General features: G+C 72.3%; 13 protein-coding genes. 10 read left to right on the plus strand and 3 right to left on the minus strand.

Annotation, left to right across the window (positions count from 1 at the left end; genetic code table 11):
• Window positions 1-99 precede the first annotated feature (99 nt).
• The gene (locus ACFYOS_RS24270) at window positions 100-993 is read left to right on the plus strand and encodes a helix-hairpin-helix domain-containing protein (RefSeq protein WP_387145812.1); all 894 of its coding nucleotides are present in this window, start codon (window positions 100-102) and stop codon (window positions 991-993) included.
• Window positions 993-3,452, plus strand: coding sequence for a ComEC/Rec2 family competence protein (locus tag ACFYOS_RS24275; protein WP_387145815.1), 2,460 nt, complete (start codon window positions 993-995; stop codon window positions 3,450-3,452). Before ACFYOS_RS24270 ends, ACFYOS_RS24275 begins: the two co-directional genes overlap by 1 nt.
• A 64-nt stretch (window positions 3,453-3,516) precedes the next feature.
• On the opposite strand, the gene ACFYOS_RS24280 is transcribed toward ACFYOS_RS24275, so the two are convergent.
• Window positions 3,517-4,668 (minus strand): glycosyltransferase, encoded by a 1,152-nt coding sequence (locus ACFYOS_RS24280; protein WP_387145818.1) that lies wholly within the window; start codon window positions 4,666-4,668, stop codon window positions 3,517-3,519.
• 280 nt (window positions 4,669-4,948) lie between these two features.
• On the opposite strand from ACFYOS_RS24280, the gene holA reads away from it, so the two are divergent.
• Both holA and ACFYOS_RS24290 read left to right on the plus strand, forming a co-directional pair.
• Window positions 4,949-5,929, plus strand: a complete 981-nt coding sequence (gene holA, locus ACFYOS_RS24285; RefSeq protein WP_387145820.1) for a DNA polymerase III subunit delta — start codon at window positions 4,949-4,951, stop codon at window positions 5,927-5,929.
• Window positions 5,926-6,399, plus strand: a complete 474-nt coding sequence (locus tag ACFYOS_RS24290; RefSeq protein WP_387145823.1) for a hypothetical protein — start codon at window positions 5,926-5,928, stop codon at window positions 6,397-6,399. The genes holA and ACFYOS_RS24290 overlap by 4 nt, the downstream gene beginning before the upstream one ends.
• Window positions 6,400-6,583: 184 nt before the next feature.
• Here the strand turns inward: ACFYOS_RS24290 and rpsT are convergent, their stop codons facing one another.
• Together rpsT and ACFYOS_RS24300 are read right to left on the minus strand one after the other, a co-directional pair.
• Window positions 6,584-6,850 (minus strand): 30S ribosomal protein S20, encoded by a 267-nt coding sequence (gene rpsT, locus ACFYOS_RS24295; RefSeq protein ID WP_387145826.1) that lies wholly within the window; start codon window positions 6,848-6,850, stop codon window positions 6,584-6,586.
• A gap of 123 nt (window positions 6,851-6,973) precedes the next feature.
• Window positions 6,974-7,954: an aminoglycoside phosphotransferase family protein gene (locus ACFYOS_RS24300; RefSeq protein ID WP_387145829.1), complete on the minus strand. Its 981-nt coding sequence runs from the start codon at window positions 7,952-7,954 to the stop codon at window positions 6,974-6,976.
• Between the two features lie 63 nt (window positions 7,955-8,017).
• Here ACFYOS_RS24300 and ACFYOS_RS24305 point away from each other — a divergent pair, with 63 nt between their 5' ends.
• The 6 genes from ACFYOS_RS24305 to ACFYOS_RS24330 all read left to right on the plus strand — a co-directional run bounded on the left by ACFYOS_RS24305 (window position 8,018) and on the right by ACFYOS_RS24330 (window position 14,415).
• Window positions 8,018-8,554 carry a DUF4240 domain-containing protein gene (locus ACFYOS_RS24305; RefSeq protein ID WP_387145831.1) on the plus strand — a complete coding sequence of 179 codons (537 nt, stop codon included), beginning with the start codon at window positions 8,018-8,020 and terminating at the stop codon, window positions 8,552-8,554.
• A gap of 93 nt (window positions 8,555-8,647) precedes the next feature.
• Window positions 8,648-10,525, plus strand: coding sequence for a translation elongation factor 4 (gene lepA / locus ACFYOS_RS24310; RefSeq protein WP_387145834.1), 1,878 nt, complete (start codon window positions 8,648-8,650; stop codon window positions 10,523-10,525).
• Between the two features lie 275 nt (window positions 10,526-10,800).
• Complete coding sequence (locus ACFYOS_RS24315; protein WP_387145836.1) at window positions 10,801-11,082, plus strand: GlsB/YeaQ/YmgE family stress response membrane protein; 282 nt, start codon at window positions 10,801-10,803, stop codon at window positions 11,080-11,082.
• Between the two features lie 230 nt (window positions 11,083-11,312).
• The gene (locus tag ACFYOS_RS24320) at window positions 11,313-12,605 is read left to right on the plus strand and encodes a sugar ABC transporter substrate-binding protein (protein WP_387145839.1); all 1,293 of its coding nucleotides are present in this window, start codon (window positions 11,313-11,315) and stop codon (window positions 12,603-12,605) included.
• Window positions 12,602-13,588: a carbohydrate ABC transporter permease gene (locus ACFYOS_RS24325; RefSeq protein WP_387145842.1), complete on the plus strand. Its 987-nt coding sequence runs from the start codon at window positions 12,602-12,604 to the stop codon at window positions 13,586-13,588. The genes ACFYOS_RS24320 and ACFYOS_RS24325 overlap by 4 nt, the downstream gene beginning before the upstream one ends.
• Window positions 13,585-14,415: a carbohydrate ABC transporter permease gene (locus ACFYOS_RS24330; protein ID WP_387145845.1), complete on the plus strand. Its 831-nt coding sequence runs from the start codon at window positions 13,585-13,587 to the stop codon at window positions 14,413-14,415. The genes ACFYOS_RS24325 and ACFYOS_RS24330 overlap by 4 nt, the downstream gene beginning before the upstream one ends.
• Window positions 14,416-14,447 lie beyond the last annotated feature (32 nt).

Raw genomic sequence — 14,447 nt, forward strand, 5'->3', positions numbered from 1 at the left:
CCTCGGCGTGATCAGGCGGTTGTCCACAAGGGAACCCCCCGTCCACAGGATCGCCGCTCCTACCTGAGCAGCGCCCGTCCTCGGGCCTAGCCTCTCGCCGTGTCAGACGACGAGGAGAGCGTGGTGCGACGGCGGCTGTCCCGGCTGTTCGACCCGGGTGCCCACGGGGAGCAGGACTGGCCGACGTTCGATCTGCTCCCTGGCGGACCCGCCACACAGCGGCGCGGCAGGCGATCGGGAGGTTCCGGCCCGCGGTCTGACGCGATCGTGCGAACGGCCACCGGGCCTACTGAGGCCGCCCCGACTGGCGAGCCGGAGCAGGAGTCACCCGGCAGTCCGTCCGCCCGGCTCTCCCGGTTGCCTGGGCCGGGTGCCTTCGATCCTGGCCGGCGGGGTGTCCGGGCCCTGGCCGTCGTCGCCGCGATCGTGGTGCTGGCCGCCGGCCTCTGGGCCTGGCGGTCCCGCCCACACGCCGAGCCGGTCCAGCCGCTGTCGACGGTCGCCGCGCCGGACTCGCCGCAGCCCTCCGCGGTCGCCTCGCCCGGGGCGACAGCCCAGCTCGTGGTCGCGGTCGCCGGCAAGGTGCGCCGTCCCGGCCTGGTCCGGCTGCCCGCCGATGCCCGGGTCGCCGACGCCGTCGAGGCGGCCGGCGGTGCGCTGCCCGGCGTCGATGTCGCCCTGCTCAACCCGGCCCGCAAGGTCACCGACGGCGAGCTGATCCTGGTTGGCGTGACGGCCCCGCCCGGCCAGGCCGCCCCGCCCGGCCAAGCCGGGCAGCCGGCGGCCGGTGCGGCACCAGGTGGCCCGGTCAACCTGAACACGGCCACTCTGGCCCAGCTCGACGCGCTGCCCGGCGTCGGCCCGGTGCTCGCCCAGCGGATCCTCGACCACCGCGAGCAGCACGGCGGCTTCCGGTCCGTCTCCGACCTGCGCCAGGTCGACGGCATCGGCGACGCCCGGTACGAGCAGCTCAAGGACTTGGTGACGGTGTGATGTCCCGACTCTCGACACCTGCCCACCACGACCAGACGAACGCGGAAAGGTTCGCCGGGGCGGCGGAGGGCATTCCCGACCTGCGGCTGGCTGGGCTCGCCGTGGCCGCGTGGCTCGCCGCCCTGGCCGGGCTGCGCCTCACCGCGGGCGAATCGGCCACCCTCGCCGGGGTGGCCGCCGGTCTGGCCGGCGGCCTCGGCGTCCACCTGTGCGGCCTGTTGGGCCGCCCGGCCGCCCCCGTCCGCCGGTACGGCTGGATCGCCGTCGCCGTGCTGCTCGGCGTGGTCTGCGGCGCGACCGCCACCGCCGCGCGGGTGGCGGTCCGCGACGCCGCCCCGGTGCGGGCGCTCGCTGCTGAGCGAGCGCGGGTCACCGCGGAACTGGTGGTGCGGGACGACCCGCGTCCGGTCCGGGGTGCGCCGGGCCGGCCGGCCACCCTGCTGCTCCAGGCCGACCTGGTGAGCCTCACCCCCGCCGACGCCGACGCCGACGCCGACGCCGGCACCGGCACCGGGGTCCGACGGGTCACCGGGTCGGTGCGGGGCCTGGTGTTGGCGACCGATCCGGCGTGGCGGACGCTGCTACCCGGGCAGCGGGCGACCGCCCGGGGCCGGCTGGCCGACCCACGCGGCGGCGACCTGACGGCAGTCGTGCTCACCGCGAACGGAGCGCCCACGTTGCACGGTGCGCCGCCGTGGCCGCAGCGCGCCGCCGGCGCCCTCCGTGCCGGGCTGCACCGCGCGTGCGAGCCGCTTCCCGACGAGCCGGGCGGGCTGCTGCCCGGGCTGGTCGTCGGGGACACCAGTCGGCTGCCACCGGCCGTCGAGGAGGACTTCCGGACCACCGGCATGACCCACCTGAACGCGGTGTCGGGCTCGAACGTCGCGATCGTCGTCGGGGCGGTGCTGCTGCTCGCCCGCTGGGCCCGGGCCGGTCCCCGGAGCGCCGTGGTGCTCTGCGTACTGGCCCTGATCGGGTTCGTCATCCTGGTCCAGCCGTCCGCCAGCGTGGTGCGGGCCGCGGCGATGGGCGCGATCGGGCTGGCCGCGCTCGCCGCCGGCCGGCCCCGGGCCGCGCTGCCCGCGCTCGCCGCCGCGGTCACCGTGCTGCTGCTGGTCGACCCCGAGCTGGCCGGGGACCCGGGCTTCGCGCTCTCCGTGTGCGCCACCGGCGGGCTGCTGCTGTTCGCCCCCGGCTGGCGGGACGCCCTGCGTCGCCGGGGCGTACCGACGGGGCTGGCCGAGGCCCTCGCCGTGCCGGCCGCCGCGCAGGTCGCCTGCGGGCCGGTGATCGCCGGCCTGTCGGGGACGGTGAGCCTGGTCGCGGTGCCGGCGAACCTGCTGGCGGTGCCGGCCGTCGCACCCGCCACCGTGCTCGGCGTGCTCGCCGCCGCGGTGTCGCCGGTCTGGCCCGCGGGTGCCGAGTTCGCCGCCTGGCTGGCGAGCTGGCCGGCCCGGTGGCTGCTGCTCATCGCCGGACAGGGAGCGCGGCTGCCCGCCGGGACGTTGCCCTGGCCGGGCGGGGTGACCGGGGCCCTGCTGCTGACTACGCTCACCGTGGCGCTGCTGCTCGCCACCCGGCGACCGCTGGTCCGCCGGCTCGTCGCGGTCTGCGCGGTCGCGGTGGTGCTCGGCACGCTGCCGGTCCGGCTGCTCGCCTCCGGCTGGCCGCCGGCGGGCTGGGTGGTCGTCGCCTGTGCCGTCGGGCAGGGGGACGCGATCGTGCTGCCGGTCGCCACCGGTCGGGCGGTGGTGGTCGACGCCGGACCGGATCCCTCCGGGGTGGACGGCTGCCTGCGCCGACTCGGCGTACGCGAGGTGCCGTTGTTCGTGGTCAGCCACTTCCACGCCGACCACGTGGGCGGCGTCGCCGGGGTGTTCCGCGGACGCCGGGTGGCGGACGTGGTGACCCCGGAGTGGGCGGAGCCGCCCTACGGCGTGTCCCAGGTACGCGAGGCGGCTCGCAGCGGCGCTGCCGAGCTGCGTACGGTGCCGGTGGGTTGGCGCTGGCGGGCCGGGGGAGTGGAGCTGGTCGTCCTCGGGCCGCCGTACCCGCTGCGGGGCAGCCGGTCGGATCCGAACAACAACTCCCTGGTGGTCGCGGCGACCGTGGCCGGGGTGCGGATCCTGCTGGCTGGGGATGCCGAGACCGAGGAGCAGCGCGCGCTGCTGGAGACCGGCCCGCCCGGCGCGTTCCGCGCCGACGTGCTGAAGGTCGCCCATCACGGCTCGGCCTACCAGGACCCGGAGTTCATTGACGCGGTCCGGCCCGCCGTGGCGCTGGTGTCGGTCGGCGCCGACAACGACTACGGGCACCCGAACCTGGGCCTGCTGGGCCGGCTGACCCGGGGTGGCGCCCGGGTGCTGCGTACCGACACCGATGGGGACGCGGCGGCGGTGTGGGACGGGCGCCGGTTCGCGGTGGCGGCGCGCGGCATCAGTCCTGGGCGGCAGCCCTGACGCCTCGATCTGGCGCGGAGTTTCCCCCGCCGCGCAGTGGCAACCGCCAGTACGCCTTCACCCCTCACGCTGACGGCGAGAGGTCCCCGTGCCACTCCTCCTCCGTCTCGGTGACGCGCTCCAGCGCAGGACCCCGCGCCGCTGTCCGTTCGTACAGGTCGTCGATCCGGGCGGCCACGCTCTCGATGCCGTACCGCTCACACAGTGCGGGTACGAGCGTGCGCGGGTGCAGCGGTGCGTGCAGTTCGGCGGCCAGTTCCCGACGCAGCCCGACCTCGTCGCCGGGCACCTGCCGCGCCCGCTCGACGACGATGCCGTCCAACGTGGGGCAGTTGGTGTAGAGCAGGGGGAGCCCGTTGCCCAGCGCCTCCAGCATGGTCAACCCGAACGTCTCCTGCGCCGGCGCGGCGACAAGCATGTCGAACGACGACAGCACCGCGCCCAGGTCCCGGCGCGCTCCGGCGAAGAGCACGTGCTCCGTCACCCCGACCTCCCGGACGATCTGCTCGAGACGCTCGCGTTCCTCGCCGTCACCGGCCACCACGAGGCGCCGCTTTTCACCGAGCAGCGGCGCGGCCGCCCGGATCACCAGGTCAACCCGCTTGTCGAGGCCGAGCTGGCCGACCACTCCGATGACCTGGACGTTCGGTCCGATGCCCCAGTCCATCCGCACGTTCACCCGGCCGACCGGGTCGAACGCGACGGCGGCGAAGTCGACCGCCTTCGGAACCACTGTGATCTTCCGGCTCGGCACGCCCCAGGCCACCAGCCGGTTCCGGACCACGTCCGACACCGCGATCGTGGCGTGCGAGCAGCGTTCGGCAGTGCGGTACACGGCCCGTACCGGCATGGTCATCCGCCGGCGTCCGACGTGCGTCTCGCCGACGGAATGCTCGGTGGTCACGATCGCCCGGGTGCCGGCGAGGCGTGCGGCGAGGTGCCCGTAGATCTGGGCGCGGTAGAGGTGGGTGTGGACGACGTCGTAGCGTCCCTCCCGGATGATCCGGTGCAACCGGCCCAGTGCGGACACCTCGGTGCTGCGGGTCATGGCGAGGTCACGGACCCGCACACCGCCTTGCGCGATGGTGTCGGCGACCTGGCCGCGGTCGGAGAGCGTGACCACCTCGGGCTCATGCCGGGTGTGTCTGAGCAGCAGTTCGAGCTGCGTTTCCGCTCCACCGATGCCGAGGCCGGTGATCACGTGCAGGACCTTCACTGTGAACCTCCCTGAACGGGCCAACCGTCCCGGCGAAAGGCCGGGGAGGTGGTCGAGGTCCCCCCGAAAGGGATACTGCCGCAGCAAGACTGGCGGTCGTGAGAAATTATCAGAATTGGGGCAGAGCTCGGGGCGGACCTGAGTGGCGGGCAGCCCGGGCGCCGACGGGATTCGAGATGGTTTGCTGGGCCGAGGTAAATGTCTGGATTTGCGCTGGCTGCGGGCTGCGTCGTCACAGTCCTCGATGACCAGGCACGATCCGATCGAGGGCCGTGCGAATATGGGCGACGTGACCCCCGCCAGCCTGCCCCCTATTCTGCTCGTTCTCGGCGATGAGGAGCTGCTCGCCACGCGAGCGGTCACCGAAGCCGTCGCCCGGGCCCGCAGCGTCGACCCCGACGTCGACGTCCGGGAGTACCAGGCCGGTTCGCTGACGGTGGGCGAGATCGCCGAGATGCTCAGCCCCTCCCTCTTCGGCGGGCGCCGGGTGCTCGTGCTCCGCTCCGCCCAGGATGCCCGCAAGGACCTGGTCACCGCGCTCCTGGCGTACGCGAAGAACCCGGACCCCGACGTGCAGCTGGTGGCGCTGCACCTCGGCGGCGCGAAGGGGAAGGCGTTCGCCGACGGGCTGCGCGCGGCGGGCGCGACCGTGGTACCGGCGGCGAAGCTCAAGGGCCACCGCGATCGGGTCGCCTTCGTGCGGGACGAGATCCGCCGCAGCGGGGGCAAGTGCACCGAGGACGCGGCCGAGGCGTTGATCGTCGCCGTCGGCACCGACCTGCGCGAGCTGGCCGCCGCCTGCTCGCAGCTCGTCGCGGACACCGACGGGCGGATCGGGGCGGACACCGTCGCCCGGTACTACAAGGGTCGGGTCGAGGTGAGCGGCTTCACCGTCGCCGACGCGACGATGGTCGGTGACGTGCCCGCCGCCCTGGAGGCGCTGCGCTGGGCGCTGCACGTCGGCGTCGACCCGGTGCCGATCGCCGACGCGCTCGCCGACGGGGTCCGTACGGTGGCCCGGGTCGCCTCCGCCGGGCGGGGCAGCCCCTACCAGCTCGCCAGCAGCCTGGGCATGCCGGCGTGGAAGATCGAGCGGGCCCAGCGGCAGGGGCGGGGCTGGACGCCGGAGGGCCTGGTCGAGGCCATGCGGGCGGCCGCCGAGTGCAACGCGGCCGTCAAGGGCGGCGCCGACGACCGGGCGTACGCGCTGGAGCGGGCGGTGTTCTCCGTAGCCGCGGCGCGGCAGGGCGGCGCCCGGTGACCCGACCCCGGCGCTGGGCGACCGTCCCCACAGACGGGGATCGGTACCGCCCGCTCTACGCCCGGGTGCTCGGGTTGCGCTTCGTCAACCCGGGCGGGGTGCTCTGCTTCCTCTTCTTCGAGGGGGCGCTGGTGCTCGCCGTGCTGCTCGCCCTCGCCGAGCTGGTCACCTGGTGGGCGGTCCTGGTCCTGCCGGCGGTGGTGGCGACCATGGTCAAGCTCAACGACCTGGTCGCCGAGGTGGTGATCCGCACCGCGGCGCAGGTGCCGGAGCAGGAGCGGGACCGCTTCCGCCGGCAGATGGCGCCGGTCGTCGGGCGGGCCTCGGTGCCGTCGGCGGCCCGGCCGCTGCCCGGAGTGGTGCGCGGCGGTGACCCGGCGCTGCGGGCGGCCCGCCCCGGCGACCCGGAGCTCCAATCCGACGCGGGAGACCGCCGACCCGACCCCGCCCGCCACCACCCGTTCCCCTGACCGTCGACCGGCCGGACCCACCGAGCGCGGAGAGCAGCAACGTCAGGGAAGTTGCTGCCTCCGTCACCAGCGAGGCAGCAACTTGCCTGAAGTTGTGCGGTCGTGAAGGCCTCGGGGAACGCCGACAGCCGGAAGCCCCGGGGCGGGTACCCCGGGGCTTCCGGTCAGAATCTGAGGGCGCTCGTCAGGCCGAGAACGTGGCGACGCGCTTGGCGATCGCCGACTTCCGGTTGGCCGCCTGGTTGGCGTGAATGACGCCCTTGCTGGCAGCCTTGTCCAGCTTGCGGGCGGCGTCCCGCATGAGGGCGGTGGCCTTCTCGGTGTCGCCGGCCTCGGCAGCCTCGTTGAACTTCCGGATGGCGGTCTTCAGCGACGACTTGACCGACTTGTTACGCAGCCGGCGCTTCTCGTTCTGCCGGTTGCGCTTGATCTGGGACTTGATGTTCGCCACGCGACAGCCTCGTCTTGATAGCTCGGGTTGGTCTGCTTCCGCGCACGACGAGCATGCGTCATCGCCGCGCGAAGTGTCAGGTTACCAGGTCGGCCTGGACGAGCCAAAACGGCTCAGCCCGCCTCAGGTCCAGCCCTGCCGGTCGGCCAGCCAGCCGAGCGCCTGCTCGCCGCTCCACCGCTGGTGTGCCCGGATGTGCGGGGAGGCGTTCGACGGGCCGGCCGCCGCGCCGGTGAGAAAGTATCCGGCCAGTGCCGCGAGGGTCACGTCGAGCGCGTCGGCCGGGGCGTCGGCCGACGCCGGGTGGGCGGCGAAGGCGGCGTCCGCGTCCAGGCCGCTGGCGTAGCCGGTGATCAGCAGGCTGACCAGGTCGAACCAGGCCGGCCCGTGGCAGAGCCAGGTCCAGTCGCAGATCCAGGCCCGGCCCGCCGGGTCCAGCAGCAGGTTGTCCACCCGCAGGTCGCCGTGGGCCAGCCCGGCGCCGGCGGCGGCGTAGCCGGGCAGCCGGGACTCCAGCGCCACCAACTCGGGCAGCGGCGTCCACGCCGGCAGGTCGGGTGCCGGCTCGCGGCCGGCGGCCACCTCGCCCCACCACAGGATGTCGTCGCGGGCCAGGTCGGCGAGGCGGGGCAGCCCGAGCGTGACGAGGTCCGCCGGCGGGGCGGCGAGCGCGGCGGCGACCTCGGCGTACGCGGCGAGAGCGGCGTCCAGCTCGGCCGGGTCCCAGGGCAGCCGGGGGGTGCGCCCGTCGACGGCCGTCAGGGCGAGCGCGTACCAGCCGGCCTCGGTGAACGCCCAGCGTGGCCGGGGAACCGGCAGGCCGGCGGGGAGCCGAGCCAGGATCGCGGCCTCGTGGGCGTACCAGTCGACCAGGTGCCGCTGCCCGGCCAGTGCGGCGGCTTTGACGAAGACCCGGTCGCCGTCGGGGCCGGTGAGCACCGCGGCGAAGCCCCGGGTGAAGCCGGCACCGGCCACCCGGACCGCGGTCGGGGTGCCGCCGAGCCGCGCGGCGACCGCGTCCCGCAGCCCGGCCGGGAGCGCCGCCCAGTCGGGGCGGACGGCCGTCGCGTCGTACGGCACCGGGGGGAGGGAGATCCTGCGCACCGGTCCATGCTGCCCCACCGGCGCGGAGCCGGCTGTCGGTCCGCTCTGCCAGACTGGCCAGCCATGAGGACCGACGAGTTCTGGCAGCTGATCGACTCCGCCCGCGCCGGGGCCGGGGGCGAGCCCGACGCGGTGGCCGCTCGGGCGGTCGCCCTGCTCGCCGAGCGGGCCCCGGACGAGATCGTCGGGTACTTCCAGCACCAGCGGCGGGTGCTCGCCGCCTCGCACCAGGTCGACCTGTGGGGCGCGGCCTACCTGATCAACGGCGGTGCCTCGGACGACGGCTTCGAGTACTTCCGGGGCTGGCTGATGACCCAGGGCCGGGCGGTGTTCGCGAAGGCGGTGGCCGACCCGGACTCCCTGGCCGAGCTGCCCCAGGTCCGGGCCGCGGCGCTCAGCGGCGAGGAGTTCGAGTGCGAGGACATGCTCGCGGTGCCGTGGGAGGCGTACCGGAAGGCGACCGCGGCCGAGCTGCCGGCGGACCGTGAGCCGGCCGCGGAGCCGGACCTCAACGACTTCTGGGACTTCGACGACGAGGACGAGGCACGGCGGCGGCTGCCCCGGCTCGCCGCCCTGTTCGTGGCGCCGCCCGAGGAGTGACGGGGGAGGACCGGCGTCCCGCGCGACGTGGGAGCATAGAGGGGGCCGGCGTCGCGCCGGCCCGCTCACGTCAGCCGACCAGAACGGACCGCTGTGCCACCGACGCTCGATCCCGGCGCGAACGCTCCTGGTGCCACCGACCCGGCGCGCATCAGGAACTTCTGCATCATCGCCCACATCGACCATGGGAAGTCGACCTTGGCCGACCGGATGCTGCAGCTCACCGGCGTGGTCGACCCCCGGCAGATGCGCGCCCAGTACCTCGACCGGATGGACATCGAGCGCGAGCGTGGCATCACCATCAAGAGCCAGGCCGTCCGCATGCCGTGGACCATCCGGGAGGGCGACCGGGCCGGCGAGACCGCCGTGCTCAACATGATCGACACCCCGGGCCACGTCGACTTCACCTACGAGGTGTCCCGGTCCCTCGCGGCCTGCGAGGGCGCGATCCTGCTCGTCGACGCCGCGCAGGGCATCGAGGCGCAGACCCTCGCCAACCTCTACCTGGCCCTCGAGAACGACCTGCACATCATCCCGGTGCTCAACAAGATCGACCTGCCGGCCGCCCAGCCGGAGAAGTACGCCGAGGAGCTCGCCCACCTGATCGGCGGGGACCCGGCGGACTGCATCAAGGTCTCCGGCAAGACCGGTGAGGGCGTGCCGTACCTGCTCGACGAGATCGTCCGGCAGTTCGTGCCGCCGGTCGGCCAGGCCGAGGCCCCGGCCCGGGCGATGATCTTCGACTCGGTGTACGACGTCTACCGGGGCGTGGTCACCTACGTCCGGGTGGTCGACGGCCGGATCGGCGCCCGCGACCGGATCAAGATGATGTCCACCGGCGCCACCCACGAGCTGCTGGAGATCGGCGTCATCTCCCCGGAGATGGAGAAGGCCGACGCGCTGGGCGTCGGCGAGGTGGGCTACCTGATCACCGGCGTGAAGGACGTCCGGCAGTCCCGGGTCGGTGACACGGTCACCATCAACGCCAACCCGGCGAAGGAGGCGCTCGGCGGCTACAAGGACCCGAAGCCGATGGTCTACTCGGGCCTCTACCCGATCGACGGCTCCGACTATCCGAACCTGCGCGACGCCCTGGACAAGCTCAAGCTCAACGACGCCGCGCTGACGTACGAGCCGGAGACCTCCGGGGCGCTCGGCTTCGGGTTCCGCTGCGGCTTCCTCGGCCTGCTGCACCTGGAGATCATCCGGGAGCGGCTGGAGCGGGAGTTCAACCTCGACCTGATCTCCACCGCGCCGAACGTGGTCTACCGGGCCGTCCAGGAGGACGGCGAGGAGATCGTGGTGACCAACCCGAGCGAGTACCCGACCGGCAAGATCGCCGAGGTGTACGAGCCGACGGTGCGGGCCACCGTGCTCACCCCCAACGACTACGTCGGCGCGGTGATAGAGCTGTGCCAGGGTCGCCGGGGCAGCCTGCTCGGCATGGACTACCTTTCCGCCGACCGGGTGGAGCTGCGCTACACCCTGCCGCTGGCCGAGATCATCTTCGACTTCTTCGACCAGTTGAAGAGCCGCACCAAGGGGTACGCGTCGCTGGACTACGAGCCCTCCGGCGAGCAGGTGTCCGACCTGGTCAAGGTGGACATCCTGCTGCACGGCGAGCCGGTGGACGCGTTCAGCGCCATCGTGCACAAGGACAAGGCGTACAACTACGGCACCACCATCGCCGCGAAGCTGCGCGCCCTGATCCCGCGCCAGCAGTTCGAGGTGCCCATCCAGGCCGCCATCGGCAGCCGGGTGATCGCCCGGGAGACCATCCGCGCCATCCGGAAGGACGTGCTCGCCAAGTGCTACGGCGGTGACATCAGCCGGAAGCGCAAGCTGCTGGAGAAGCAGAAGGAGGGCAAGAAGCGGATGAAGATGGTGGGCCGGGTGGAGGTCCCGCAGGAGGCCTTCATCGCGGCGCTCTCGTCGGACACCGGCGACGCCAAGACGGCCGGCAAGAAGTAACCGCCCGACGCCGACGCACGGCCGGCGCCCCGCTCGCGGCGACCCGTACCACGGGTCCGTCCGCCCGGGGCGCCGGCCGTTTCGCGTACCTGGGCTGTCAATGCGAAACCACCGGCGGCCGGCGCATGTCCGGGGAGAAGGCCCTGGTCGGAGCTGTTTGGTGGGGTTCGTCATCGAATTCGGTTTGGGTTTTCGGCCGCTCGGGAACTTAGCGGTCACGACAGCGGACACACGACACCGTGTGACACATCTTGAGGATGAGGAGGAGAGCGACCATGACCGTCTGGGGCATCATCACCGCGCTTTTCGTTGGTCTGATCGTCGGCGCGCTGGGTCGCCTGGTCGTTCCGGGCCGGCAGAACATGCCGATGTGGCTGCACATGCTGATCGGCGTGGGTGCGGCGCTGCTCGGCACCGTCGTCGCCCGGGCTCTGGGTATCGCCACGGCGACCGCCGGTATCGACTGGATGGAGTTGCTGGTGCAGGTCGTGCTGGCCGCCATCGCCGTGGCCCTGGTGGCCGGCGTGGGTCGCCGGCGCCACCTCTCGCGCTACTGACGCACACCCCCGAAACGCCCCAGCGGGCGCCCGGCCTGACGGTCGGGCGCCCGCTCGCGTCTGCCCCACCCGTCGTGAGCTGCCCGGACGGCACCCCTGCCGTCCGGGCGGCAGCCTGCGATACCGTCGCCTCGCCCGGACGTCGCGAGTACCCCCTGTTGTAAAGGAAATTTTCCTACTAAGGTGCGGCGGGGAAGGTTAGTGCCAAGCGGCGCGAGGGGAGATGTGGCGTGAACAGGTGGAAGCGGCTGGCCCCGGTCACCGCCATCGTGGCCTCGGCCGCGATGGTGCTGGCCGGGTGCGGTGGCTCCGGCGACGACGACAAGGCCGCCGACAACAGCAAGCTGACGGTCTGGATGATGGGTGAGGGCGGCGACGCCCAGACCAAGTTCCTCGACGGCGTCGAGGCCGAGTTCAAGAAGAAGCACCCCGAGACCGACGTCGTGGTGCAGTACATCCCCTGGCTCGAGGCGCCGAAGAAGTTCCAGGCCGCGCTCGCCGGTGGTGAGGGACCGGACGTCACCGAGCTGGGCAACACCGAGACCCAGGGCTGGGCGGCGCAGGAGGCTCTCGCCGACGTCACGGGCAAGTTCAACGGCTGGGGCGAGGGCAAGGACATCCTCCCCGACCTGGTGAAGAACGCCCAGCTCGACGGCAAGCAGTACGGCGTCCCGTGGTACGCCGGCGTCCGCGCCATCTACTACCGCACCGACTGGTTCGCCGAGGCCGGCGTGAAGCCGCCGACGACCTGGGACGAGCTGGTCGCCACCGCGAAGGCCGTCCAGGCCAAGAAGCCGGGCACCTACGGCATCGCCCTGCCCGGCAACTCCGAGCTGCCGTTCTACTCCTTCCTGTGGGCCTCGGGCGGCGAGATCGCCACCAAGCAGGGCGACACCTGGAAGTCCGGCTACAACACGCCCGAGGCGCAGAAGGCGGTCAAGTTCTGGACCGACCTGGTGACCGTGCACAAGGTCGCCCCGCCGGCCGCCGCCAACTGGAACGAGATCGACGCCCGGACCCAGTTCTCCACCGGCAAGGCCGCCATGGCGTTCGCCGGTAGCTGGCAGGGCGGCGCGATGAAGAAGGACAACCCCGCCATCGAGAAGGTGTGGGGCACGTTCCCCATCCCCGGCCCGGACGGCAAGCCGGCCCCGGCCTTCGCCGGCGGTTCCGACATCGCCCTGTGGAAGGACAGCAAGAAGCAGGACCTGGCCTGGGACTACCTGACCGTGCTGCTGAGCAAGCAGAAGGACCAGGAGTTCGCCAGCAGCCTCGGCTTCTTCCCGGTGTACAAGGACCTGGTCAGCGGCGGCAACTACGCCAACGACAAGGTGATGGCCGCGTTCGCCACCGCCATGCAGAACACCAAGCTGACCCCGCTCACCCCGAAGTGGGTCGAGGTCAGTCGCACCAAGACGGTGACCCAGGCGATGAACAGCTCGGTCATCAAGGGCCAGAAGACGGTCGAGAAGGCCACCGCCGACGCGGCCACCGAGATGGAAAGCATCCTCAACGCCAAGTGACCACGCTGACCGAGGCCACCGGCACAGCCGCCGCGCGGGAGACCCCCGCGCGGCGGCGTCGCCGCGTGGATCACCTGCCGTACGTACTGCTCCTGCCCTGTCTGGCGATCATCGCGGGGCTGCTGCTCTGGCCGCTCGGCCAGGTCGTCGCGATGTCCTTCTTCAAGCTGGACAGCGTCCGGCAGCTGCGCGGAGACCGCGAGTGGCCGTGGGTGGGCCTCGCCAACTACGCGCAGATCCTCGGTGACCCGTTCTTCCGTACGGTGCTGCGCAACACTGTGCTGTTCGCCGCGGCGAACGTGGTGCTCACGATGATCCTGGGCACCCTGGTCGGGCTGCTGCTCAACCGGCTCGGCCGGAAGATGGCCACCTTCGTGGCGAGCTGCGTGATGCTGGCCTGGGCCACCCCGGCGCTCACCGGCACCATCGTCTGGAAGTGGATCTTCGACGACACCAGCGGCCTGGTCACCTGGTTGTTCAACGCACTGCCGGACGGGCTCTCCACCGCGCTCTTCGGGCGCAGCGACTGGACCGGCTACGGCTGGTTCAACGACCCGCTGCTCTTCTTCGCGATCCTCACCCTCGTGGTGGTCTGGCACTCGTTCCCGTTCATCGCGGTGAGCGTGCTGGCCGGGCTGAAGAGCGTGCCGAGCGAGCTCCAGGAGGCCGCCCGGGTGGACGGAGCCGGGCCGTGGCGGGTCTTCTGGTCGGTCACCTTCCCGATGCTGCGCCCGGTCTTCGGCATCCTGGTGGTGCTCTCCACGATCTGGGACTTCAAGGTCTTCACCCAGCAGTTCGTGCTGGCCGGCGGCACCCAGGACCGGTCGACGTTCATGCTCTCGATCTACTCGTACGCGGAGGCGTTCTCGCCGCCGCCCAAGTACGGCCTCGGGTCGGCGATCGCGGTCATCCTCACCCTGATCCTGCTCGTGGTGACCGCCCTGTACGTCCGCATGGTGCTCCGGCAGGAGGACGAGGCGTGAAGAAGATCGCCCTCAACGGTGCCGGCCTGCTGGTCGCGCTCTTCGCCGCGTTCCCGGTCTACTGGATGGTCGCCACCTCGCTGAAGCCCAACCGGGAGATCTTCTCGGCCACCCCGCATCCGGTGCCGACCGAGCCGACCCTGGAGCACTTCCGGGAGATCCTCACCGGCAACCTCATCCCGGGCGTCACCTTCACCGACTTCTTCCTCAACAGCGCCCTGGTCGCGGTGGCGACCGTGCTGCTCAGCGGGCTGGTCGCGCTGCTCGCAGCGACCGCGGTGGCCCGGTTCCGGTTCCGGCTGCGCACCACGTTCCTGATCCTGCTGCTCGTGGTGCAGATGATCCCGCTGGAGGCGCTGGTCATCCCGCTCTTCCTGATGATCCAGCGGCTCGGGCTCTACAACACCCTGCCCAGCCTGATCCTGACCTACCTCGGCTTCTCGCTGCCGTTCGCGGTCTGGATGCTGCGCGGCTTCGTGGCCGCGGTGCCGAAGGAGCTGGAGGAGGCGGCGGCGATCGACGGCGCCAGCCGGATCCAGACCTTCCGCAAGATCCTCTTCCCGCTGGTCGCACCCGGGTTGGTGGCGACCAGCATCTTCTCCTTCATCACCGCGTGGAACGAGCTGATCTTCGCGCTGACCTTCATCAACGACCAGGACCGGTACACCCTGCCGGTCGCGATGACCTTCTTCTTCGGGCGGGACGACACCGCCTGGGGATCGGTGATGGCCGCCTCGACGCTGTTCACCCTGCCGGTGATCGTCTTCTTCCTGCTGGTCCAGCGCCGGATGGTCTCCGGCCTGGTCGCCGGGGCCGTCAAGGGCTGATCACCTGGTGCCCCGGTCCGCCCGGGCCACGG

This window comes from Micromonospora sp. NPDC005806, from assembly GCF_042871425.1.
In the GTDB taxonomy this organism is placed as follows: Bacteria; Actinomycetota; Actinomycetes; order Mycobacteriales; family Micromonosporaceae; genus Micromonospora.